Source organism: Rhodococcus sp. BL-253-APC-6A1W (assembly GCF_012843405.1).
In the GTDB taxonomy this organism is placed as follows: Bacteria; Actinomycetota; Actinomycetes; order Mycobacteriales; family Mycobacteriaceae; genus Rhodococcus.
Genome location: NZ_JABAFB010000005.1, coordinates 22,834 through 45,967, shown reverse-complemented (window position 1 = coordinate 45,967; position 23,134 = coordinate 22,834). Strand labels below are relative to the sequence as shown.

The 23,134-nt window shown below is 67.7% G+C and carries 16 protein-coding genes; 6 read left to right on the top strand and 10 right to left on the bottom strand.

All coding sequences use genetic code 11. The features are described 5' to 3' along the window. The first annotated feature begins 5 nt into the window (after positions 1–5). Positions 6–1,550 carry an acyl-CoA carboxylase subunit beta gene (locus HF877_RS08690; protein WP_169620773.1) on the top strand — a complete coding sequence of 515 codons (1,545 nt, stop codon included), beginning with the start codon at positions 6–8 and terminating at the stop codon, positions 1,548–1,550. 77 nt (positions 1,551–1,627) lie between these two features. On the opposite strand, the gene HF877_RS08685 is transcribed toward HF877_RS08690, so the two are convergent. The 3 genes from HF877_RS08685 to HF877_RS08675 are packed head-to-tail and all read right to left on the bottom strand — an operon-like array spanning position 1,628 to position 8,962. Further along, positions 1,628–2,269, bottom strand: coding sequence for a TetR/AcrR family transcriptional regulator (locus HF877_RS08685; protein WP_169620772.1), 642 nt, complete (start codon positions 2,267–2,269; stop codon positions 1,628–1,630). A 52-nt stretch (positions 2,270–2,321) separates the two neighbouring features. Beyond that, positions 2,322–5,630, bottom strand: coding sequence for an arabinosyltransferase domain-containing protein (locus HF877_RS08680; RefSeq protein WP_169620771.1), 3,309 nt, complete (start codon positions 5,628–5,630; stop codon positions 2,322–2,324). Positions 5,631–5,674: 44 nt separating this feature from the next. Further along, positions 5,675–8,962, bottom strand: a complete 3,288-nt coding sequence (locus HF877_RS08675) for an arabinosyltransferase domain-containing protein (RefSeq protein WP_169620770.1) — start codon at positions 8,960–8,962, stop codon at positions 5,675–5,677. Between the two features lie 121 nt (positions 8,963–9,083). Here HF877_RS08675 and HF877_RS08670 point away from each other — a divergent pair, with 121 nt between their 5' ends. Both HF877_RS08670 and HF877_RS08665 read left to right on the top strand, forming a co-directional pair. Beyond that, positions 9,084–11,861 carry an FAD-binding and (Fe-S)-binding domain-containing protein gene (locus tag HF877_RS08670; RefSeq protein ID WP_169620769.1) on the top strand — a complete coding sequence of 926 codons (2,778 nt, stop codon included), beginning with the start codon at positions 9,084–9,086 and terminating at the stop codon, positions 11,859–11,861. A gap of 80 nt (positions 11,862–11,941) precedes the next feature. Beyond that, positions 11,942–12,370 carry a DoxX family protein gene (locus tag HF877_RS08665; RefSeq protein WP_169620768.1) on the top strand — a complete coding sequence of 143 codons (429 nt, stop codon included), beginning with the start codon at positions 11,942–11,944 and terminating at the stop codon, positions 12,368–12,370. Here the strand turns inward: HF877_RS08665 and HF877_RS08660 are convergent. The 4 genes from HF877_RS08660 to HF877_RS08645 all read right to left on the bottom strand — a co-directional run bounded on the left by HF877_RS08660 (position 12,348) and on the right by HF877_RS08645 (position 16,984). Beyond that, the gene (locus tag HF877_RS08660) at positions 12,348–14,228 is read right to left on the bottom strand and encodes a galactan 5-O-arabinofuranosyltransferase (protein ID WP_169621055.1); all 1,881 of its coding nucleotides are present in this window, start codon (positions 14,226–14,228) and stop codon (positions 12,348–12,350) included. The two genes, HF877_RS08665 and HF877_RS08660, sit on opposite strands and share 23 nt — an antisense overlap. A 145-nt stretch (positions 14,229–14,373) precedes the next feature. Beyond that, complete coding sequence (locus HF877_RS08655; RefSeq protein ID WP_169620767.1) at positions 14,374–15,135, bottom strand: decaprenylphospho-beta-D-erythro-pentofuranosid-2-ulose 2-reductase; 762 nt, start codon at positions 15,133–15,135, stop codon at positions 14,374–14,376. Further along, positions 15,135–16,559, bottom strand: coding sequence for an FAD-binding oxidoreductase (locus HF877_RS08650; RefSeq protein WP_169620766.1), 1,425 nt, complete (start codon positions 16,557–16,559; stop codon positions 15,135–15,137). Before HF877_RS08650 ends, HF877_RS08655 begins: the two co-directional genes overlap by 1 nt. Positions 16,560–16,606: 47 nt before the next feature. Continuing rightward, positions 16,607–16,984, bottom strand: coding sequence for a VOC family protein (locus HF877_RS08645; protein WP_169620765.1), 378 nt, complete (start codon positions 16,982–16,984; stop codon positions 16,607–16,609). On the opposite strand from HF877_RS08645, the gene HF877_RS08640 reads away from it, so the two are divergent. Then, positions 16,983–17,537 (top strand): GtrA family protein, encoded by a 555-nt coding sequence (locus tag HF877_RS08640; protein WP_240952213.1) that lies wholly within the window; start codon positions 16,983–16,985, stop codon positions 17,535–17,537. The genes HF877_RS08645 and HF877_RS08640 overlap by 2 nt on opposite strands. Positions 17,538–17,586: 49 nt before the next feature. Here HF877_RS08640 and HF877_RS08635 read toward each other — a convergent pair whose 3' ends face one another. The 3 genes from HF877_RS08635 to rfbA all read right to left on the bottom strand — a co-directional run bounded on the left by HF877_RS08635 (position 17,587) and on the right by rfbA (position 20,018). After that, positions 17,587–18,462: a type IV toxin-antitoxin system AbiEi family antitoxin domain-containing protein gene (locus tag HF877_RS08635; protein WP_169620764.1), complete on the bottom strand. Its 876-nt coding sequence runs from the start codon at positions 18,460–18,462 to the stop codon at positions 17,587–17,589. Positions 18,463–18,557: 95 nt separating this feature from the next. Continuing rightward, positions 18,558–19,139 (bottom strand): dTDP-4-dehydrorhamnose 3,5-epimerase, encoded by a 582-nt coding sequence (gene rfbC / locus HF877_RS08630; RefSeq protein WP_169620763.1) that lies wholly within the window; start codon positions 19,137–19,139, stop codon positions 18,558–18,560. A gap of 3 nt (positions 19,140–19,142) precedes the next feature. Next, positions 19,143–20,018, bottom strand: coding sequence for a glucose-1-phosphate thymidylyltransferase RfbA (gene rfbA / locus HF877_RS08625; protein WP_169620762.1), 876 nt, complete (start codon positions 20,016–20,018; stop codon positions 19,143–19,145). A gap of 59 nt (positions 20,019–20,077) precedes the next feature. On the opposite strand from rfbA, the gene rfbB reads away from it, so the two are divergent. Then, positions 20,078–21,085 (top strand): dTDP-glucose 4,6-dehydratase, encoded by a 1,008-nt coding sequence (gene rfbB / locus HF877_RS08620; RefSeq protein ID WP_169620761.1) that lies wholly within the window; start codon positions 20,078–20,080, stop codon positions 21,083–21,085. Between the two features lie 142 nt (positions 21,086–21,227). Then, on the top strand, positions 21,228–23,132 hold the full coding sequence (locus tag HF877_RS08615) for a glycosyltransferase (protein WP_169620760.1): 1,905 nt from the start codon (positions 21,228–21,230) through the stop codon (positions 23,130–23,132). The last annotated feature ends 2 nt before the right edge of the window (positions 23,133–23,134 follow it).

Here is a 23,134-nt window from a genome sequence, read left to right as displayed (position 1 = left end):
GAGTAGTGACCACCACCACGGCAGAAAAGCTGGCCGAGCTGCGCCAGAAACTGGAGATCGCGCAGGAACCTGCGGGCGAGATCGCAGTCGCCAAACGCGCGAAGAAGGGCATTCCGAGTGCGCGTGAGCGCATCGACATGCTCCTCGACAAGGGGAGCTTCGTCGAGATCGGCGCGTTGATGAAGACGCCCGGCCGAGAGGACGCCTTCTACGGCGACGCCGTCGTCGTCGGGCACGGCACGGTCGAGGGCAGGCCGGTCGCGGTCTTCTCCCACGACCAGACGGTGCTCGGCGGCAGCGTCGGAGAAATGTTCGGCCGCAAGGTTTCCGCGGTCCTGGACTACGCCCTCAAAATCGGCTGCCCCGTCGTGGGCATCAACGATTCCGGTGGCGCGCGCGTGCAGGACGCCGTCACGTCGCTCGCCTGGTACGGCGAGATCGGGAAGCGCACCGAGCCGCTGTCGGGGCTGTGCCCGCAGATCTCGGTCATCGTCGGCAAGTGTGCCGGCGGTGCCGTGTACGCCCCGATCAACACCGATGTCGTGGTCGCGACCGAAGACGCCCACATGTTCGTCACCGGACCGGACGTCATCAAGGCCGTCACCGGTGAGGACGTCAGCCTTCACGAACTGGGAAGTGCGCGTAAGCAAGCCGAATACGGCAACGTGCACCACGTCGCGCCCGACGAGAAGGCCGCGTTCGACTGGGTGCGCCAGTACCTGAGCTACATGCCGTCGAACGCGCAGGAGAAGCCGCCGGTCGTCAATCCCGGTCTGGAACCGGAAATCACACCCGACGACCTCGAACTCGATTCGTTCATGCCGGACGCCGACAACTCGGGCTACGACATGCACGACATTCTGCTGAAGATTTTCGACGACGGCGACTTCTTCGAGGTTCGTTCGCAGACCGCGCACAACATCATCACCGGATACGCCCGCGTCGACGGCCGCCCGGTGGGTGTCGTCGCGAATCAGCCGCTCCATCTGTCCGGTGCACTCGACGCGGCCGCAGCCGACAAGGCCGCGCACTTCGTCCGGGTCTGCGACGCCTACAGCATTCCGCTGGTCTTCGTCGTCGACACTCCGGGCTTCCTTCCCGGTGTGGAGCAGGAGAAGATCGGCGTCATCAAGCGTGGCGGCAGGTTCCTGTTCTCGTACGTCGAGGCGTCCGTGCCGAAGGTGACCGTGGTGGTGCGCAAGTCGTACGGCGGCGGTTACGCGGTGATGGGTTCCAAGCAGCTCGGCGCCGACATCAACTTCGCGTGGCCGACGGCCCGCATCGCCGTGATGGGTGCCGAGTCCGCGGTTGCGGTCATCGGCCGCAAGCAGATTGCCGATGCGGGCGACAACGCTCCCGCGGTGCGGCAGCAGCTCATCAACTTCTACAACGAGCATGTAGCGACGCCGTACATCGCTGCCGAGCGCGGTTACATCGACGCCGTCATCGACCCGGCTTCGACGCGGCTCGAGATTCGGCGCGCTCTGAATCTGCTGCGCGACAAGACGGTGTTCAAGAACCCGCGCAAGCACCACCTGTTGCCGCTCTGACGGCCACTGTGTGAAAACGATGCCGTAGCGGGCTGCACACGCACTGTGCAGCCCACTACGGCATTCGTCTGTGCCGGCTAGACGGACAGGGCGCGGCGCACGTAGCCGACGATGTGCTCGACCTCTGCGTCGGCATCGAAGCTGGTGGTGTCGCGCCAGAGCAGGTGTTCCATCGAGGCGAGCAACAGGATCGACGTTGCGCGCGAATCGCGTTCGGGGTCGGTCGAGCCCAGCTCACGGATCGGTCCGGCGAGCACCTCCGCGAGCGCGAACTCGAGATCCTCGCGCACCTTCGGCGCATGAGGACGACCGCCTCCCGCCGCGACGACATTGCGTGTCGCGGCTCCGATGCTCGGGTCGACCGCTTGACTGAGAACCGCGGCGACGCCGGCCCGGAGAGCGCCCTCGGGGCTTCCTGCCGCGTCCATCTTCCGGCGCAGGTAGTTCAAAAGCCGCTGGCTGCCCTCCTCGACCACAGCGTCGACGAAATCGCTCTTGCTCCGGAAGTACCGGTAGAACGCGTCGTTCGACAGTCCGGCAGCGGTGACGATGTCCGCGACGCGTGCGGGCGCACCCTGCGTCAGCAGTTCCCGGCCGGCGCGGATCAGCCGGTCCACATCGCGACTCGCAGCCTCCTGCCGCGGGGTCAGGCTCCGCCTGACCGCTTGGGTGGCTCGCGGGGAGAGCGACGAGGCGTCCGCGCTGTTCTCGATGGTCACTCCCGCATTCTAGGGATACGCGACATGGTTACCCGTGCGGCAGCCTCGGACGCTACTCGTACACGCGCATCGACGCAGGCTTCCAGAGCCCCGAGCGGTTCACCTCGCTGGTCGCGATCTCCGCGGGAACCGCGTCCGGGTAGTTCGGGACGTACCGCTCCAGCGAGCCCCAGTCGCGGGCCCAGTCGTTCTTCAGATACGTCGGAATCTGTTCGGCACGGGCGAGGACCTCGGTGAATCCGAGCGGACCACCGTTGTCCGCCGACTGCCACGTGTCGGTCGACGACACCGCGAGCGGACGGTCGGGGAGGATGCGGTAGTTCGGCATCTCGGCGACACCGGCCCAGTGATCGAACGGCCGCTGGCACGGGAACTGCAGACCCACGGCCCAGTCCAGCAGGACGGGCTGCTCCGAGCCGATCACGCTGTCGAGGGTGTCGAGGACGGGCACCCGCGGCGGCGTGAACGCGAGCCACTGGTCTCCGGTGAGGTTGGGATCGTTCGCGACGATCCGCACCGCGTCGGTGTCCTCCGGCAGATCTGCGATCGGCACACGCAGGTTCCGCCACGACGGTGCCGGACCGATGTCCCGCGGCAGGTAGGTGCCCTTCGCCTCGACGGTTCCGTCGGGCAGCCGTGTGCCGTACTCGACGAGCAGCGACTGTCCGTAGTTCAGGGCACCGGTGTCGTCGTAGGACCAGACGCGGCCGGCGGCCGAGAGCACGATCAGCGGCGACTCGTCGGCACGCTCGGGCAGCTGGTACCAGCTCGAGGTGAGGCTTGCCGGTTCCTGCACGCCCTGCTGGTAGCTACCGAGGACCGGGGTGACGGCCGGGTCGAGTCCGAACGGCAGGCGCGCGGTACTGCCGTTGACGGTCTGTGCACCTCGTCCACCGGTGGTGCCGCCGCCGGAGCCGGTCTCGAACGTGGGGCCGACACTCTGGTTGTCGGTGTTGCCCTGTCCGGGTTTGACCTCGACGTAGTCGGCGGTGAGGTCGGACGGAACGCCGTCCGGGCTGAATCCACGGGGAGAGGATCCGGCGAGCGGATCTCCGCCGGCCGGAGGATTCGCGGGGTCGGTGATCGGTTCGAGACGGCCCTGGTTGGGGTCGATCTCGACGAGCACGTCGTTCGCGAGGCCGCAGGTGTCACCTGCGAGGGCACCGATGTTGGACCGGGCGAGCGAGTAGGCGGGGTATTGCGCCACAGCGCCCTTGAGGAGTGAGAGCACCTCGAACAGAACCATGACCGCGGCGACGACGGTGAGCGGCGCGGCCGCAAAGGTCCGGATACGGCGGCCCTTGCGCGTCGTCGGTTTCTCCGGTGGCGCCGCATAGCCTTCGCGCAGGTACTGCCAGGCGACGAGGAGCAGCGCCGCACCGAAGAGGATGAGGAACACCGAGCTCGACTGGGTGCCCTGGAACGAGACGGTCTTGTCGAACCACGGAACGCCGTAGCTCGAGACGTACCACCAGCCGTTGATGCCGGCGAAGGACACTGCGAGGACGAAGAGCAGACCTGCCAGGAAGATCGTGCGGTTTCGCCGCGATCGCAGCGCACTGGCGGAGACGAGCACGGCGGTCAGTGCGGCGAGCGATCCGGCGATGCCCGCGTACGCCCCGAAGTGGTGGGTCCACTTCGTGGGGTTGAACATCATGAAGAACATCGTTCCGAAGACGATGCCGAGCAGGCGCCACGAGGGGCTCATGGCGATGCCGGGGATCTTCCGGCGACGCAGCAGCACGAGCATCGTCGTGAACAGGCACAGCAGCATGACCAGGAACGCGAAACGGCGTGCCAGCGACCCGTCGACGGTCTGCACCATCAGGTAGTAGTAGCGGAGGAAGTCGTTCCACCACTCCTCGTTGGGGCCGATGATCGTGCGCACACGGGTGGCCTCGAGGACCGCCGCGAGGGTCTGGTCCGAGAAGACCACCACGAGGACGAGCACACCGGCTGCGCCGATCGGAGCGAGCAACGGCAGCGTGCCGACCTCACGGTGACGGCGGACCACGATGCGCGTCATGGGCCGCAGGCCCGCGATCAGCGCGGCGATACACATCAGGCCGGTCGGGGCGGCCGCCAGCGTGAAGGCGCCGATGATGACGGCTGTCGCGGCCGGCAACAGACGGCCGGTGGCAATCGCGCGCTCGATCGAGCACCACGTCAGCAACGCGCCGAGGGCGACGATCGGTTCGGGACGCAGGCCGTTGTTGTAGGGGAGCCAGAAGGCGAGGAACACCAGTCCGCCGGTCCACAGCGCGATCCGGTTCTCCCGGACGGCGCGCCCGAGCCGGGGCACGACCTCCCGGCTGATGACCATCCAGCAGACGATGGCGGCGAGCAGTGCCGGCAGTCGCATCCACGGGCTCGCCGTGGAGATCTTCGCGAACGCCGCCAGCACGTCGTAGTACCAGCCGAACGGCGCTTCGGGTACACCGAACCACCGGAAGTAGTTCGCCATGTAGCCGGAGTGCTCCGACGCCCGGGCCATCGACAGGAGGTAACCGTCGTCGGAGGTGTTCGCGCCGAAGAAGTGCCAGCCGATGAGCGTGCCGATCACGACGACGTCGACACCGCTGAACTTCCACCAGCGTGCGGGCAGGAAACGGCGGTGCCCGCGTCCGTCGGTGCCGTCCAGCTTCGCCAGTGCGGCGAGCGCGAGTGCGGTCGACAGGACCGCGAGGATCATCGCCAGCGATTTGACGAGGGTGGGTGACGACGTGAATCGCGAATCCACGTCCACGGTCACCTCGAGTCCGGGCACCGCGGTGGTCAGGTCGCTGAAGACGCCCACGACCAGCGGCCGCAGGTCGCCACCGAGTTCCCCGGCGCGCGGGAGGCCGTTCTCGTCGGAGAGCCCGACGAATTCGGCGGTCGTCCGGTCGGCGTCCGAGAAGAGACGGATCTCGGTGCACGCACTCGACTCCACCTCGCTGCGCGGCGCCGTCGCCACCACGACGTTGCGGTCGAGCACGTCGACGTTCTCCTCGCCGACACGCACGAACATCGCGTTGAGCGCGGCGTCCTGCCCGTTCGCGGGTGCGGTCGCGAGGAGCATCCCGCCCGAGTCGGGGAGTTCACCGACCGCGACGCACGGGATCGTCGCCTCGAAACTGAGCGGTACCTGCGACATCAACGGCAGTTCGATGTCGGTGACCGAGCCGTTCTGGGGCCACGTCACGGTCGCTTCCGTGACGCGCACCGGCAGGAACGGCGTCGCTACGGCAAGGACGATGCCGAGCAGTCCCGCGACAGCGGCGACGAGCCGTGCGGTCCGGTACTGCGTACGAAGATCCTCGCCGACGGACCTGAGCGGGGTCTCGCTGGGAGCGGGGGCGGTCGTCACGTCGTCGGGCACGGGTTCCGATGGTATCGGCAGCCAACGTGTGACGGCACACGCCCTCATTCCAGCAGGACAGGCACCCCGTCACGGACACGCCCCGGATTCCACACACCGGACCGCGTGACCTCCGTGGTGTCGATCACCGCACCGGTCGCGTCGGGATCGATCGGGCGGTACCGCTCGAGCGAACCCCAGTCGCGATCCCAGTCGTGGTTCAGGTAGGTGGGGATGGTCTCGGCGGCCAGGAGCTGCGGTATCCAGCCCAGGGGGCCGCCGCCGATGTCGTCCTGCCAGCCGTTCGTCGCATCGGCACCCACCCGGTCGGGAAGGATGCGGAACTCCGGGACCTCGGCGATGCCGTTGCGGTGACCGAACGGCCGCTGGCACGGGAAGGCCAAGCCCACCGACCAGTCGACGAGGACCGGAGCCTGCGAACCGACGACCTCGTTCAGCGTGTCGAGGCGCGGCATGCGCGGCGGCGTGACCGCGACCCACTGGTCCGGAGCCAGGTTGCCGTCGTCGACGACGATCCGGACGGCGTCCGCGTCGGCAGGGATGGCGTCGGTGGGCACACGCAGGTTGCGCCACGACGGTGACGGGCCGATGTCGATGGGGGAGACCCGGCCGACCGGCGACACTTCGCCACCCGAGGTGGCACCGAACTCGAGTTGCACGTCCTGTCCGGGGGTGATCACACCGTCAGGGTCGACGTAGTGGACCCGGCCGGCCGCCGTGACGACGAGCAGCGGGGTGTCCTCGGTGCGTTCGGGAAGGACGTACCAGCCGGACTCGAGCGCGGCGGCCTGCTGCACCCCGGTCCGGTAACTGCCCAGGATCGGCGTGGTAGCGGGGTCGAGCCCGAACGGCAGGCGGACGGTGCTGCCGTTGACGCCCTGGTTGCCGGTTCGTCCACCGCCGGTGCCCGCACCCGTCGAGGTGGTGGTGCCACCGACTTCGGAGTCGACGGTGTTCGCGCCACCTGTCGTGGAGGTCTCGGCGTCGGCGGTGAGGTCGAAAGCGACACCGTCGGGTGTGAATCCGGTCGACGTCCCGGCACCGAGTGCGTCGGCGACCGATCCGTCGAGCGGCGAGAGCATCGTCGCGTTCGGGTCGGACTCGACGAGAACGTCGTTGGCCAGGGCGCAACTGTCGCCGCGCAGGGCGGACAGATTGGACTGCGCGATCGAGTACGCCGGATACTGCGCCACCGCGCCCTTGATCAACGACAGGACCTCGAACAGCACCACTCCTGCGGCCACGAGAGTGAGCGGCGCGGAGGCGAGTGCCTTCATTCGTCCGTTGCGTTCGGGTCGTGGCGCGACGAACGGTTCACGCAGGTGGAACCATGCGGCCACGATCAGCGCGACCACGGTGAGGCCGAGCAGTGCGGTGGAGAACGCGTACCCGGAGATCGACGGCGGCTTGTCCCACCAGGGAACACCGAAGCTCGAGACGTACCACCAGCCGTTGGATCCGGTGAACGCCATCGCCAGGACGAACAGCACGCCCGCGGTGAAGAGGGCCCGGTTGCGGGCGGACCGGATGCCCACCGCCCCGACGCCGACTGCGGCGAGCGCGGCGATCGATCCCGCGAGCCCGGCGTAGACACCGAAGTGATGCGTCCACTTGGTCGGGGTGAGCATCATGAGGAGCAGGGACGCGAAGACGATGCCGAGGATGCGCCGGGAGGGCCCGATCGCGGTCCCGGGGATGCGGCCCTTGCGGAGAATCAGCATGACGCACACGACCAGGCACAGCAGCATCACGAACACGCCGAATCGGCGGGCGACCGAGCCGTCCGGCGACACCGTCAGCAGCGCGTCCCAGCGCAGCCGTTCGTCGAACCAGGGCACGTTCGGCCCGACCGCGGAGCGCACGCGGGTGGCTTCGAGCACCGACGCGAGAGTCTGATCGGCGAACACCACGACGAGTACGACGGTGCCCGACGCGAGGAGCGGGGCGAGCGGCGCCCATCCCACGAGGGGGCGGCGCGCCACGAGGGCTTTCACGAGGGGGCGGGCGCCCGCGATGAGTGCCGCGACGCAGATGACGCCGGTGGGTCCGGCCGCGAGCGAGAATGCGGCGATGAGGACCGCGATCGCGGCAGGGAGCATGCGGCCGGTCGCGATCGCGCGTTCGATGGAGCACCACGTCAGCAGGGCGCCGACCGCGATGATCGGTTCGGGACGCAGGCCGTTGTTGTACGGGAGCCAGAACGCGAGGAAGACCAGTCCGGCGGTCCACAGCGCCACCTGGCTGTGCCGGACCGCGGTGCCGAGCCGGGGGATGACTTCCCGGCTGATGACCATCCAGCACAGGATCGCCGCGACGAGCGCGGGCAGCCGCATCCACATACTGGCCGTCGACACCTGCGACATCAGCACCAGGACGTCGTAGAACCACCCGAAGGGCGCTTCGGGGACACCGAACCACCGGAAATAGTTCGACATGTAGCCGGCGTCGCCCGATACCCGGGCCATGTTGAGGATGTAACCGTCGTCCGAGGTGTTGGCACCGATGACGTGCCACAGGAGCAGTGTCCCGACGACCACGCCGTCGGCGATCGTGAATCGCCACCAGTGGGAGGGGAAGAAGCGGCGGGCCCGCCGCCGATCCACGCTGTCGAGGCGATGCAGCGCGACGAGAGAAATCACCGTCGAGAGCGCGCACAGGATCATCGCAGCCAACTTGATCAGCGTGGGCGTCGACGTGAACCGGGTGTCGAGGTCGGCGCGCACCGACAGCCTCTCGGTGTCCGCACCGGAGGTCAGTGCCGTGGCAGATCCGTCCAGGTCGCTGAACACGCCGACCATCTGGGGCCGGGAATCGCCCTTCACCTCGACGGCGACCCGCGGGTCCGCGCCCACGACCTCGGCGGCGGTCAGTTCCGCATTCGATGCGACCGTGACGGCGGTGCACGGTGCGTCGAGGGGAGTGGACACCAGCACCGAGTTGCGCAGCACCGCTTCGATCGCACCGGGGTTGCCGTCCGTGCCCGGGACGGCCCTGATGACGAGCGCGGTGTCGGTCGCGTCGGGTGCGCCGGGGGGAACGGTCGACACGAGCGTCCCGCCGTCTTCCCCGAGCGACTCTGCTGCCGAACACGGAACACTCACGCGCAGCGACAGCGGGGTGTACGAGACCAGCGGCGCCTCGATGTTGTCGAGCGAGTTGTTCTGGGGCCAGGCGAGGCTGGTCGCTTCCTGCCGGACCGGGAGGAACGGGACACTCAGCGCCAGGACGAAAGCGAGCAGACCCGTCACGATCGCGACTACGCGCGCGGTGCGGAACTGCGACGTCGGATCGGGTGAAGGGGCGTTTTCGGGCGCTCGGGTTTCGGCAGGCACAAGGCCCGATGCTATGCGAGGGTGCCGCTGTGGTGGCCGCGACACCGGTAGGTGCGGTCGGCGTGGCGGGTTCTTCCGACCCCGTCCGGTGCACCACCGGCCCCCACTAGCATCGGACACCATGGACACAGCGACGCCGATCGGACGCGCGCTGCGGGCGGCCGGGATCGTGGAGGTCTGTGACGACACCGCCGCACGAGCCATGTACTCGTCCGACGCCTCGCTGTATCGCGTGCCGCCACAGGCCGTCGTCCGTCCACGATCGCTCGACGAGGTCGCGGCCGTTCTCGACGTCTGCCGCCGGGAGGGGGTGCCCCTCACCTCGCGCGGTGCCGGCACCTCGCTCGCGGGCAACGCCGTCGGGCCGGGCGTGGTGCTCGATTTCTCCCGCCATCTCGGGCAGGTGCTCGAGATCGATCCGGACGCGCGTACCGCCCGCGTGCAGCCGGGTGTCGTGCAGACCGACGTGCAACGGGCCGCCGCGCCGTACGGACTCCGGTTCGGCCCCGATCCGTCCACCCACAACCGCTGCACCGTCGGCGGAATGATCGGCAACAACGCGTGTGGTGCCCGCGCACTCGGGTACGGCCGAACCTCCGACAACGTGGTGGCGCTCGAAGTCCTCACCGGAAGCGGGCACTCGCTGTCACTGCCCGGCACCGACGGAATCCTCGAACCTCTGCGCGAGATCGTTGCCCGTGACCTCGCCACGGTTCGCACCGAGTTCGGCCGGTTCGGCCGCCAGGTGTCGGGCTATGCGCTCGAATGCCTACTGCCCGAGAACCGCTTCGACGTGCGCGGACTGCTGATCGGCAGCGAGGGCACGCTCGGCATCACCACCGAGGCGACGCTCCGCCTGGTCGAGGATCCGCGCGTACGCACGATGGTGGTGCTCGGGTACCCGGACATCGTTGCGGCCGGTAATGCGGCCCACACGTTGCTGTGTTTCCGGCCGACGGCGTGCGAAGGACTCGACTCGAGGATCGTCGACGTCGTCCGTTCCCGTCGTGGACCGCAGGCGGTGCCACCGTTGCCGCGCGGCGCCGCATGGTTGTTCGTCGAGTTGGCCGGCGACGATCCCGACGAGGTCCGTGAGCGCGCGCGGGGCCTGGCGACGGCATCGGGGGCGGTGGACACGCTGCAGGTCGACGATCAGGTGCGGGCTGACGCGCTGTGGCGGATCCGGGAGGACGGATCGGGGTTGTCCGCGCGGAGCCCGCAAGGCCTGCCCGCGCACGCGGGATGGGAGGACGCCGCCGTACCGCCGGAGCGCGTCGGGGCCTATCTGCGCGACTTCCAGGAACTGACGGACAGTTACGGCATCACCGGCTATCCCTACGGGCATTTCGCCGACGGATGCATTCACATCCGTCTCGATGTGCCGCTCGAGGTTCCCGGTCTGTTCCGCGAGTTCCTCTTCGCGGCGGGCCGCCTCGTCGCCGGCTACGGCGGGTCGATGTCGGGCGAGCACGGTGACGGCCGGGCCCGCAGCGAACTGCTCCCGCTGATGTACTCCCCGGCTGCGATCCGATTGTTCGGCGCGGTGAAGTCGGTGTTCGACCCCGACAACGTCCTCAATCCCGGAGTGCTCGTCGACCCGCACCCCGTCGACGTCGACCTGCGAGTGCCCGCCGCGCGAAAAGTGGACGTCGACTTGGGTTTCCGGTATTCGGAGGACGACGGGAACTTCACGCAGGCGGTCCACCGCTGTACCGGTGTCGGCAAGTGCCGCGCCGACACCACCGCCGTCGGCGGCGTCATGTGCCCGTCCTACCAGGCAACCCGGGAGGAGAAGGATTCCACCCGCGGACGTGCCAGGGCGCTGCAGGAGATGCTCAACGGCACGCTCGTCACCGACTCGTGGCGGTCGAAGGAAGTGCACGACGCTCTCGAGCTGTGCCTGTCGTGCAAGGGCTGTCTGTCGGACTGCCCCACCGGTGTGGACATGGCCACGTGGAAATCCGAAGTGCTGCATCAGACCTACCGGGGCAGGCTCCGTCCTGTCGCGCACTACAGTCTCGGCCGGCTACCGCGCTGGGCTGCCCTCGCATCCCGCGCACCCCGGGTGGTCAATACCCTCACGCGGATACCGGGAGTCGCCGCAACGGGACTCACGCTCGCGGGCATGGACCGGCGCCGCACCGTCCCCGCGTTCGCACCCCGCACGTTTCGTCGCTGGTTCGCCGACACCGCTGCGCAGCGGTCCCGGAGCGGGCGCCCGGTGGTGCTGTTCGTCGACACCTTCACCGAGTACTTCACCCCCGAGGTCGGGGTGGCCGCGGTGCGGGTACTCGAAGCTGCCGGGCACCGGGTGCTGATCACCGAGGAGCAGCAGTGCTGCGCCTTGACGTGGATCACCACCGGTCAGCTCGGCACTGCCCGAAAGATATTGGGACGCACTATCTCCGAGTTGTTTCGTATCGGAACGCCGATCGTCGGGATCGAACCGTCGTGCACCGCGGTGTTGCGCTCGGATGCGGTCGAGATGCTCGGCTCCGAACCGGCCCGGATCGTCGCCGACAGTACCTCCACGCTCGCCGAATTCCTCGGAGAGTGGACGCCGCCGTCACTCGACGGCACCACGGTCGTCGCCCAGCCGCACTGTCACCACCACGCGGTCATGGGGTGGGGCGCCGACGCCGCACTGCTGCGGACCGCAGGCGCGCAGGTGCAGCGGCTCGGTGGGTGCTGCGGCCTCGCGGGGAACTTCGGCGTCGAACGCGGGCACTACGACGTCTCCGTCGCGGTGGCGGGCGCACAGCTTCTCCCGGCAGTCGAGGCCGCGTCGGCCGACACCGTCGTGCTCGCCGACGGATACTCGTGTCGGACCCAGATCGGCGATCTCACCTCACGCCGCGGCACACATCTCGCGGAACTTCTGGCGTCGCGTCTCCCGTAAACGATGAATTCCCGGCCCGGGGCGGGTCGATGTAGGGACACAACCGATATGTGACACCGCATCGATCCCGGGAGACTCTCATGACCACCACCTCGCAATCAGTTCAGCGCACCGACTACGCCGTTGTGTCGAAGCCCGCTCGCATCGCCGGGCTGGTCGTCACCGCACTGGTAGTGCTTTTCCTGCTCTTCGACTCGGTTATCCATCTGATGAACACGTCGCAGGTGCAGGACGCAATGGCCGATCTCGGCTTCGACCCGAGCCTGAACAGGGTCATCGGGGCCGTTCTACTCGTGAGCCTGGTGCTGTACGTCGTACCGGTCACGTCGATCCTCGGGGCAGTGCTGATCACCGGGTACCTCGGCGGCGCGGTCGCGACCAACATGCTCACCGAACAGCCGATCCTCAGCACGACCCTGTTCCCGATCTACGTCGGGATCTTCGTCTGGGGAGGCCTGTACCTGCGCGACGCCGGCGTCCGGGCCGTTATGCCCCTGCGGCGCGCGTGACCACCACGAACGGACCGACCTCGGTGACCGCGAAGCGCGGGTCGTCGAACAGTTCCTCGGGGAAGGTCACCGTGTAGCGACGCACGTTCGGGTCGTTCGGATACACGTCCTCGGCCAGGCGCAGTGTGTAGCCCTCGGCGCTCTGTCGGAACACGATGGCGTCGGGGGCTCGCCACGGCAACTCGTCCCACGCGGCGATCAGTTCGTCGGCGGACCCGAGTTCGGCCCAGCTCTCGATCGCGGCGGCGCGACCCGCGAAGTCCGCCAACGGATTCGCGTAGTGCGACGTCAAAGCCTGGAAGCCGAAATACGGGTAGTAGGCAAGGAACGAGGTGTCGGCGGTGAGCACGACCCAGTCGCTGCGTTCCGGCCCGAGCTGGGAGGTGAGCACGTCGTCGACCTCCCCGAAGTAGGACGCCGCGCCCGGCGGTCGTTGTTCGGCACGCTCGCCGTTGCCGTCGGTGTCGCTGTAGGCGAGGTTGATCTCGTTGGTCAGTACCTGCGGGATGTTCTGCGCGAAGGCCAGCGCACCCAGAGCACCCACCGCGACCAGGACCCTGCGTACCCGCGGATTGTCGCTGGTGGCCAAGCTGATCCAGCGGGAGAAGTCGACGAACGCGAACGCACCCGCGGCTCCGAGCAGCACCAGCAGGATCACCTCGAGCCGGAACGCCAGCAAGGTGTTGCCCAGGACGGTGAACGCCATCGACGCGAGGTACCAGAGGTAGACGGCGACCACACCGAGCCCGAGGGCCTGCGCCCGACGCGACGACGTGGCTCTGCCGATCAGCCACACGGTGCCCAGCAGGCACAGCAACCCGACCAGGGAGGCGTGGAACATCGGCAGCGGCAGGCGCGCGCCGGCCTCGGGCAGATAGTGCGTCGCGGTGCCCGAACCGGACGGGGAGTTGCCGCCGAGGACCTCGGCGAGGAACGGTGCCCACACGATCAACGCGATCAGCATCGCGATGGCTGCGATCACTGCGAACTTCGTCAACACGGGGAGGGCGGCCCGCCACGACCCTCCGGAGCGGCGCGCCAGGATTGCGGCGGCGACCGCCATCACCGTCACCGCGAACGCCGCGAGCCCCAGATAGAGCGTGTAGAACGTGGCCGCGACACCGAGGAACATGCCTGTTCCGATGGCCGCGCCCCATCCCTGCCGGCCGTTTGCGCTTCGTCCGTCGTCGCCGGGGCCGCGTACCGGCGACAGGGCACCCCACGCGAGCACGAGAGCGGGCGGGAGCAGCAGCGCGATCACCGCGCCGTACGGCTCCGGAGACCCGTAGGCCAGCACGATGGCGGTCGTGGCCGTCGCGGCGAGCACGGCCAGGTCGGAGCGGACGAGTTCGGACCACAGGACCAGAGCGAGCACCGCCGCGACGGCGATCGACGCGATCGCGTACGGCTTGAACGCCTCCCAGCCGTCCATGCCCAGAACGTTCGCCACCCGTCCACCGATCCAGAACCACCCCGCGGGGTAGAACGGCGGCAGGTCTGCGTACGTCATGTCGCGCAGGGCCGGACTGTCGGTCAGGCGCGTCAGGAACTCGGTGCGGAACTCCTGGTCGACGGAGATGCCGTGCAGATAGAGGCGGGTCGCGGCGAGCGGCATGCCGAGCGTGGCGGTGACCAGGCCGGACAGTGCCGCCCAGGACAGGACCCGCGCGCCCCTCACGAACTTGCGGCGACGCAGCAGGAAGATCGACAAGCCCAGTGCTGCCAGAGCCGCGACCTGCATGACGGTCGTCACCGCCTGGGTGACGTTCGACGAGTTGAACGCCGGCCACTGCACCCGGCCGAAGGCGAACAACCCGACGGACGACACGAGCACCGCCACGACCACCGCGGCGACCATGGCGCCTGCGGTGGCCGCGATCCGACGGAACGGAGCGACGGGAAGGGCGGGGGAGCTCACGGGCGCGTCGGTCACGATTGCCGAGCTTAGTGAACGCGCGCGGACATACCGGACGGGTGCAGGCTGCCGGGCTCTCCTGCGACTCCTACATCGGCAGCTTGCGGAAGATCGCGCGCGGGACGTGACGCAGCACCATCATCACGAACCGGAAGGTGCCCGGTGCCCAGACGATCTCCTTGCCCTTGTCGGACGCGGCGACCGCGAGCTTCGCGACGTCCTCCTTGTTCACGGTCAGCGGTGCCTCGTCGACGTGGGCGCTGAACTGGGTGCGCACCTGACCGGGACGCACCACCGTGACGCGGGGCCCGAACTTCGCCAGCGCTTCGCCGAGGCCGAGGTAGAAGCCGTCGAGTCCGGCCTTCGTGGAGCCGTAGACGAAGTTCGCACGCTTGACGCGTTCACCGGCCACCGACGACATCGCGATGATGCGCCCGAAGCCCTGTGCCTTCATCTTCTGGCCGATCAGCACGCCCACCGAGACGGCGGCGGTGTAGTTGACACCCACGACCTGCACGGCTTTGCGCTGGTCCTGCCAGAGCGTCTCGGCGTCGGCGTCGAGACCGAACGCGACGATCGCCACGTCGACGTCGCCGCCACTCCATGCCCGGTCGATGACCGCGGGATGGCCGGCGGTGTCGAGCGCATCGAAGTCGATGAGCTCGACCGATGTGGCACCGGCGGCCTTCGCCTGGCTCACGGCGTCTTCGCGGCGGGAGTCGCCGGGCAGCGCCGCGAGGATCACGCGGGCGGGAGCCTTGCGCAGGTACTCCTCGACGATCGCCAGGCCGATCTCGGAGGTGCCACCGAGCAGCAGCAGGGTCTGGGGGTTACCCACGGCGTTGATCATCAGTGCAGTTCCAACCTTCTGGACATATCGGAAGCGAAGACATTGGTGGGGTCGACCGAGCGGCGCACCTTGAGCCACTCGTCGATGCGCGGGTACATCGCGTGGAACGTCTCGGCAGACGTGCGCGAATCCTTCGCGGTGTAGAGGCGGCCGCCGAATTCGAGGACCCGCTTGTCGAGTTCGCGAACGAACTCGTTGAGGCCGTCCTTGATCGGGAAGTCCACGCAGACGTTCCACCCCTTCATGGGGAAGCTCAGCGGCGCCTTGTTGCCCTCACCGAACAGCTTGAACACGTTGAGGAACGAGTAGTGCCCCGACTTCTGGATGTCGCGGATGATCTTCTTGAACTCCTCGACGGCCTCGGGCGGCACCACGAACTGGTACTGCAGGAACCCCTTGGATCCGTACGCCCGGTTCCACTCACCGAACAGGTCGAGCGGATGGTAGAACTGCGTCAGATTCTGGATCTGGCCGGTCGCGTTCTTGGTCTTGCGGTAGTACAGCTCGCCGACGATCGAGAAGTCGAACTTGTTCGCCAGACCGTTCGGGAAGACGTCGGGGAACGTCAGCAGCGTCGACCCGGAGAAGCGCAGCGGATCCTTCTGCAACTTCTTCGGCAACTGGTCGAGCGTGGCGAGGGAACCGCGCGACACCGCGGCGCGCCCGAGCTTGGGCGGCGCGGAGATCGCGTCGAACCACGCGCTCGAGTAGTCGTAATTCTCCTCCGAACCGTCGCTGTGCAGCGCGATGGTCTCGTCGAGGCTCTCGGTGCGCGCACTGTCGGCGATGAAGTACGCCGTCTCGGTCGGCGTCATCTCGATGGTCGCGCGAAGGATGATGCCGGTCAGGCCCATGCCGCCGACGGTCGCCCAGAACAACTTGGAGTTGCGGCCGGTGGGGGTGCAGGTGCGGACCTGCCCGTCGGCGGTGAGCAGTTCGAGGGAACGCACATGGTTGCCGAAGCTGCCCGCGCTGTGGTGGTTCTTGCCGTGGATGTCGGAGCCGATGGCGCCACCGACGGTGACCTGGCGCGTTCCCGGCAGGACCGGTACCCACAGGCCGAACGGCAGAGCCGCCCGCATCAGCTGGTCGAGGTCGACACCGCCGTCCACCACGACACGCCGCGAATCGCGGTCGATGCTGTGGATCTTGTTCAGTGCCGTCATGTCGATGACGAGCCCGCCCGCGTTCTGGGCCGGGTCGCCGTACGAGCGGCCGAGACCGCGCGCGATGACGCCTCGGCGCAGATGCGCCGGCTTGGACTCGTTGTCTTCCGCGACTCGCGCGACTGCTTGCGCGATCAGTTCGACATCGGGTGTGGTGAGCACCTCTGCGGTGGTCGGCGCGGTGCGCCCCCAGCCGGTCAGGGTGCGGGTCTGGGTGGGGAGAGGCTCACTCGCCTGCTCTGCAGCTGTCGTGGACATCAGGACAAAGGCTACCCGCGTGACCGCACGGCACTGCAAGAGCAGGGTTACCCCCCGTACGGCTTTGTGAGGATCTCCAGGTTGTGACCGTCGGGATCCGACCAGTACACGCCGCGGCCCCCGTCGCGGGTGTTGATCTCCCCGCTGTGGCGATGCGCGGGATCGGCCCAATACTCCAGGTCACGTGACTTGATCCGGGTGAGGATCTCGTCGAACTCCTGTTCCCCGACAAGGAAGGCGTAGTGCTGCGACCGGACGGGGTGTGCGTCGGCCATGAAGTCCAGGGAGACGTCGTTGTCCACCTGCACAACGAAGAAGGGTCCGTACGGGGTCGGCGATCCGACACCGAGGATCTCCGAGAGGAGGACGGCAGATCCCTTCGGGTCGGTCGCGTGGACGATGGTGTGGTTCAGCGCGATGCTCATGTATCCGAGGGTGCAACCTCGAGCGGACTCGAGGTCAACAGTCGCTTCGGTCCGGGGCGTTACCCTCGTCTGCGTGCCCGAACCCCATGACCACGTGCAGCCGTTGCCGGAACATCACGCGCCGCTCGCTCCGGAACTGCCGCTGACCGATTCCACGGCCGACGACGCGCTGTCGCTCAAGACGCAACTCGTGCGGTTCGTGCTGACGGGTGGCCTGTCGGCGGTCGTCGACTACGGCCTGTACGTGTTGCTCATGGCGCTCGGCGTCACCCGCGACGGAGCGAAGGCGCTGTCGTTCGTCGCCGGCACCACCACCGCGTACCTCATCAACCGCCGGTGGACGTTCAAGGCCGAACCGAGCAAAGTGCGCTTCGCCGCGGTCGTGGCGCTGTACGCCGTGACGTTCGCCGCGCAGGTGGGCATCAACGGGGTGCTCAACGACTCGCTGGGCGACCAGTGGTGGGTCACGCCGTTCGCGTTCGTCGTCGCGCAGGGCACCGCGACCGTCATCAACTTCGTGGTGCAGCGGCTGGTGATCTTCCGTATCCGGTGAACTCGGGTGAGTTGTTGCCCGCTGAGCGGGCACTTTCCGACCAAGCTTTTCAGCGGCGGCGGTCCAGGGCCGCCTGTATCTGCCGGATAACCCCGTCCGGGTCCTCGACCAGCGTGTGCCAGGTGAACCGAAGGACATGCCACCCGGCATTGACCAGAACGTTCTGCCGCTCGGCATCCCGGCGTTGACGATGCGCGTCGCGGTGCCACGCCCACCCGTCCACCTCTATGGCCACCCGGCCCACCTCGAAGACCACGTCGATCTCGAACCCGCAGCTCCACGCGTGCGCGCGCCAGCCCGTCAGACCCGCGTCGCGCAGGAGCCGATGCAGGATGCGCTCGGCTTCCGAATGCCCGCCGTCGCCTGCCGAGCACAGCAGGCGTGACGCGGCGCGAGCGCCGTGCCGTCCGGAGTTTCTGCGGTGGACCCGCTGGAGAACGTCGAGCGACGTGTGCCGCTGCAACGCGCGATCCATGAGCACCGACCCGCTCGGCATCTCGGTTGCGGCTTCGAGCACGGTGAGCGGCAACGCCGTCACCGGCAGGCTCCGGACCACCACGGTGTCCTTCCAGTGCAGGTCCCGTCGTCGCACGCGGGTCGATCGCGTGCACGACCGTATCCGGTGGTGGGGGACGGTCACGTAGTGGCGGGCCGGTGGGCGATCGAGCAGTCCGTGCCACCACGCGGCGCTCGGGCCCCACGCGACCGCCTCGGCCCCGGCTCCGTACACCGCCGCACGCAGTTCGACGCCCGCGGTGCGCTCGCGGTCGGAACGCAGGTAGACGCCGGGTACGAGGGTGACCCATTCACCTGTCCCGACGGTCCGGCTCACCGACGTCGAACTCATGCCGCATCGGAGTGCCTGGGTGCGGGTGATCACGCCGTCCTGCCGGGCCATGACGGCGTGGATCTCTGTGCGGTTCATGTCTCGTTCGACGCGGCGTGCCGGTGGGAGGTTCCCGTACTCCCCGTCTTTGGTGGGACAGTGCCCGGCCAGCGGGCACTGTCCCACCCAGGTTTTCAGAACTCGGGGAGCAGCCCGGCCGACTGTGCGTCGGCAAGCGTGGGGGCGGCGCGGTCCTTGGCCGACAATTCGTACTCGAGCGGGGCGCCGTCCCTGCCCACGGCCGGCCAGTCGATACCGATCTCCGGGTCGAGCGGGTGCACCTCGTGCTCCCGCTCCGGGGTGTACGGCGTCGAGCACAGGTACACCACGGTCGAGTTGTCTTCCAGGGCAAGAAATCCGTGTCCCAATCCCTCGGACAGGAAGATCGCCCGACGGTCGGTCGTGTCGAGCAGTACCGAATCCCACTGCCCGAATGTCGGCGACCCGACACGCAGGTCCACCACGACATCGAGCACCGAACCCGACACGCACGTGACGTACTTCGCTTGTCCCGGTGGCACATCCGCGTAGTGGATACCCCGCAACACCCCGGCCGCCGAGACCGAGCAGTTCGCCTGCGCCAACTCCAGCGACCGCCCGGTCACCTCACGGAAGGTGGACTGCTTGAACCATTCGAGGAACAGTCCCCGTTCGTCACCGAATGTGGCCGGCGTGATTTCCCACGCCCCGGCGATCTTCAGTTCGCGATACTGCATCCCCTAGAAATCCCTTCCTCGTTCCAGCAGGTCGATCAGATATCTCCCGTACCCGGATTTCGCCAGGGGCTCGGCCAGGGCACGTAATTCGTCGTCGGTGACGAATCCGCGCCGCCACGCCACTTCTTCGGGAGCGCCGATCTTCAGACCCTGCCGTTGTTCGATCGTGCGAACGTAGTTCGACGCGTCGAGCAGCGAATCGAACGTGCCGGTGTCGAGCCACGCCGTACCGCGCGGCAGCACCTCGACCTGCAACTTCCCGGCCTCGAGATACGTGCGGTTGACGTCGGTGATCTCGTATTCCCCGCGCGCGGACGGTCTCAGCCCGCGCGCGATCTCGACGACGTCGTTGTCGTAGAAGTACAGTCCCGGCACCGCGTACGGCGACTTCGGGTCGACGGGTTTCTCCTCGAGCGACAGCGCGCGACCCGCGGAATCGAACTCGATCACCCCGTAGGCGGAGGGATCGGACACCCGGTAGGCGAACACCGCGCCTCCGTCGATGTCGGCGAACCGGATGAGCTGGCTGCCCAGGCCGGGGCCGTAGAAAATGTTGTCCCCCAGAACCAATGCCACCGATTCGGTACCGATGTGATCGGCGCCGAGCACGAAGGCCTGCGCCAGACCGTCCGGGTGTTCCTGCACGGCGTAGGTCAGCTCGATCCCGAACCGCGACCCGTCGCCGAGCAGTCGCCGGAACTGGTCGAGGTCGTGCGGAGTGGTGATGACGAGGATCTCCCGGATGCCCGCCAGCATCAGCGTCGAGAGGGGGTAGTAGATCATCGGCTTGTCGTAGACGGGCGTGAGCTGCTTGCTGATGCCCAAGGTGATGGGATGCAGTCGCGAACCGGTCCCACCGGCCAGGATGATTCCGCGCATGCGGGCAAGTGTTCCACGTCCGCGGAGATGCCAGGCAGATGTCGGTAGGGTTTGGCGTCATGAGGCTGCTCGTCACCGGCGGCGCCGGATTCATCGGCGCGAACTTCGTCCACCGGACTGTCGCCGACCGCCCGGACGTCGACGTGACGGTCCTGGACAAACTCACCTACGCCGGCAACCGGGCGTCACTCGACCCCGTCGCCGGGAAGATCACCTTCGTGCACGGCGACATCGCCGATCCCGAACTCGTCGACCGTCTCGTCGCGAACGCCGACCTGGTGGTGCACTTCGCCGCCGAGTCGCACAACGACAACTCGCTGGCCGACCCGACCCCGTTCGTGCACACCAACCTCGTCGGCACGTTCACGCTGCTCGAAGCCGTGCGCCGATACGACGTGCGTTATCACCACATCTCCACCGACGAGGTCTACGGCGATCTCGCGCTCGACGACCCGGCGAAGTTCACCGAGGCAACCCCCTACAACCCGTCGAGCCCGTATTCGTCGACCAAGGCCGGCTCCGACCTGCTGGTGCGCGCGTGGGTGCGCTCGTTCGGCTTGCGGGCGACGATCTCGAACTGCTCGAACAACTACGGGCCGTATCAGCATGTGGAGAAGTTCATTCCGCGGCAGATCACCAATGTCCTGACCGGGGTGCGGCCGAAGCTGTACGGCAGCGGTGCCAACGTGCGCGACTGGATTCACGTCGACGACCACAACAGTGCGGTGTGGACGGTCATCGACAAGGGCCGGATCGGGGAGACGTATCTGATCGGGGCGGACGGCGAAACCGACAACCGCACGGTCGTCGAGACCGTGCTCGAACTGTGCGGCATGGACCCGGAGGCGTTCGATTTCGTCACCGACCGGCCGGGGCACGACCTGCGCTATGCAATCGATGCGACGCGGTTGCGCACCGAGTTGGGGTGGGAGCCGCAGTACCGCGATTTCCGGTCGGGCCTGGCGGCGACGATCGAGTGGTACCGCAGCCACGAGACGTGGTGGATGCCACAGAAAACCGCCACCGAAGCCGCGTACGAACGCAGCGAACGAATCCTCGGTGGTTGAGCGACCTGCGGTTCTTGCATATTCCGGCAAACAGTGTGATCACGACGAAACGCGCTACCTCCGCCCGCATGCCGTAGAGACAGCTATTTGCGCTGCTACTGTCGCATCCGTAACAGGATCGACCACAGCGGGGAGTAGCTCGATGGAGCAGGCAACTGCCGGCGACACGACAGCGATCGACAGCAACGCGGACGCACTGGACAGCGCCCTCACCGAACCCGTACGACGGGATCGGTTGATTGCGCAGCGCGGCGTCTTTGCGTCGCTGTCGCCTCGGGTGCCCGGAAAGATGTACGTCGTCACAAAGGGTGACGCCGCGGCCGACCGTTACGGTCTCCAGCTGGCCGACGGCGCGAGCGCCCACACCAACACGTATTTCGGCAGGTTCCCCGCCAGTTTCTGGCAGCGCTGGACCGACGTGAAGACGGTGAACCTGCAACTGACGTACGGCTGCTCGGGTAGCGCACGATTCGTCGTCCACGCCTCCGACGCCAAGGGCCGTGAACGGATCGTCTCGGTCGAGACGGTGTCCGGATCGGGAGAACTCGACCTCGAGGTGCCGATCGAGCGGTTCGTCGACGGCGGCGCGATCTGGTTCGCCGCCGAGGCCAGCAACGGCTCACTGCTCGTCTCCGACGCCCGCTGGACGGTTGCGGCGCCCGAACACCTGCGTCCGGCCGCGGTCGTGATCTGCACGTTCAATCGCGCGGACGACTGCACCGTGACCGTCGGCACTCTCGCCTCCGACGACGGGGCGATGGCCGACATCGACGCGGTGTGCATCGTCGACCAGGGCACCGATCAGGTTCGGTCGCGTCCCGCGTTCGGTGAGGTCGCCGAGAAGCTCGGCAGTAAACTCGTCTACCTGACTCAGCCCAATCTCGGTGGCGCCGGCGGATTCTCCCGCGGCATGTACGAGATCACCCGCTCGGCCAAAGCGGCACACGCCAACGTCATCGTCATGGACGACGACATCCTGTGTGAGCCGGAGTCGGTGTTGCGCCTGAACGCGTTCGCGAACATGACGGTGCAGCCGACGATCGTCGGAGCCCAGATGCTGTCGCTGAGCAACCCCCAGGTCCTGCATGTCAGTGCGGAACGCGAGGTGCTCGACGAGATCAAGGCCGGCGTGCTGACCCCGGGCGCCAAGATGGGCGTCGACCTGATCAAGAAGAAGCAGGATCCGCGGTTCGACGCCGGCTGGAACGGCTGGTGGACGTGTCTGCTGCCCGCCGAGATCATCGCCGACTGCGGGCTGCCGATTCCGCTGTTCTTCCAGTGGGACGACATCGAGTACGGCATCCGCGCGCGTTTCGCCGGGCACCCCACGGTCACGCTGCCGAACGCGGGCGTGTGGCACGCCGACTTCTACCTCAAGGACTACGACGACTGGGCGCGTTACTTCAGCATCCGCAACGGTCTCGTCGTCTCGGCGATCTACGGGCGTTTCGACGGACCCGACATCTCCAAGTACCTGTTCCGCAAGATCGGCGAACTCATCGTTTCGATGCAGTACGGTCTGGCCGCCACGTTCATCAAGGCGGCGGAGGACTTCCTCGCCGGCCCCGATTTCCTGTACGACGGTGGTCAGTCGGTCCTGAAGGAACTGCGCGAACTGCGCGACCGCTACCCGGAGACCAAGCCGCTGCCCGCGTCGCAGGTGGGTAAGGAATCCGATCCTCATACGCAGATGTCGGTGTGGGACTTCGAGCCCGACAAGAAGCGTGAGGGGCTCGTGCTCCTCAAGCGCGCGGTGCAGCAGCTCGCGGGCAAGGTGGACCGTCGTCCCGTCACCGTTCCCGCGGATTACGCGGACTGGTGGCACGTCTCGCTGTTCGACGGCGCCGTGGTCACCGACGCGTCGCAGAACGCGGTGCGGGTGCGTCGCCGCGACAAGGACACCGCGCTGGATCTCACCAAGCGGGCCGCGAAGGTGTGCTGGCAGCTCCGCAAGGAAGCTCCCCGGATGAAGACGGTGTGGCAGGAAGCGATGCCGAAGCTCACGAGCCGCGAGAACTGGGCGCGGCTGTACGGCATCGACGACTGACC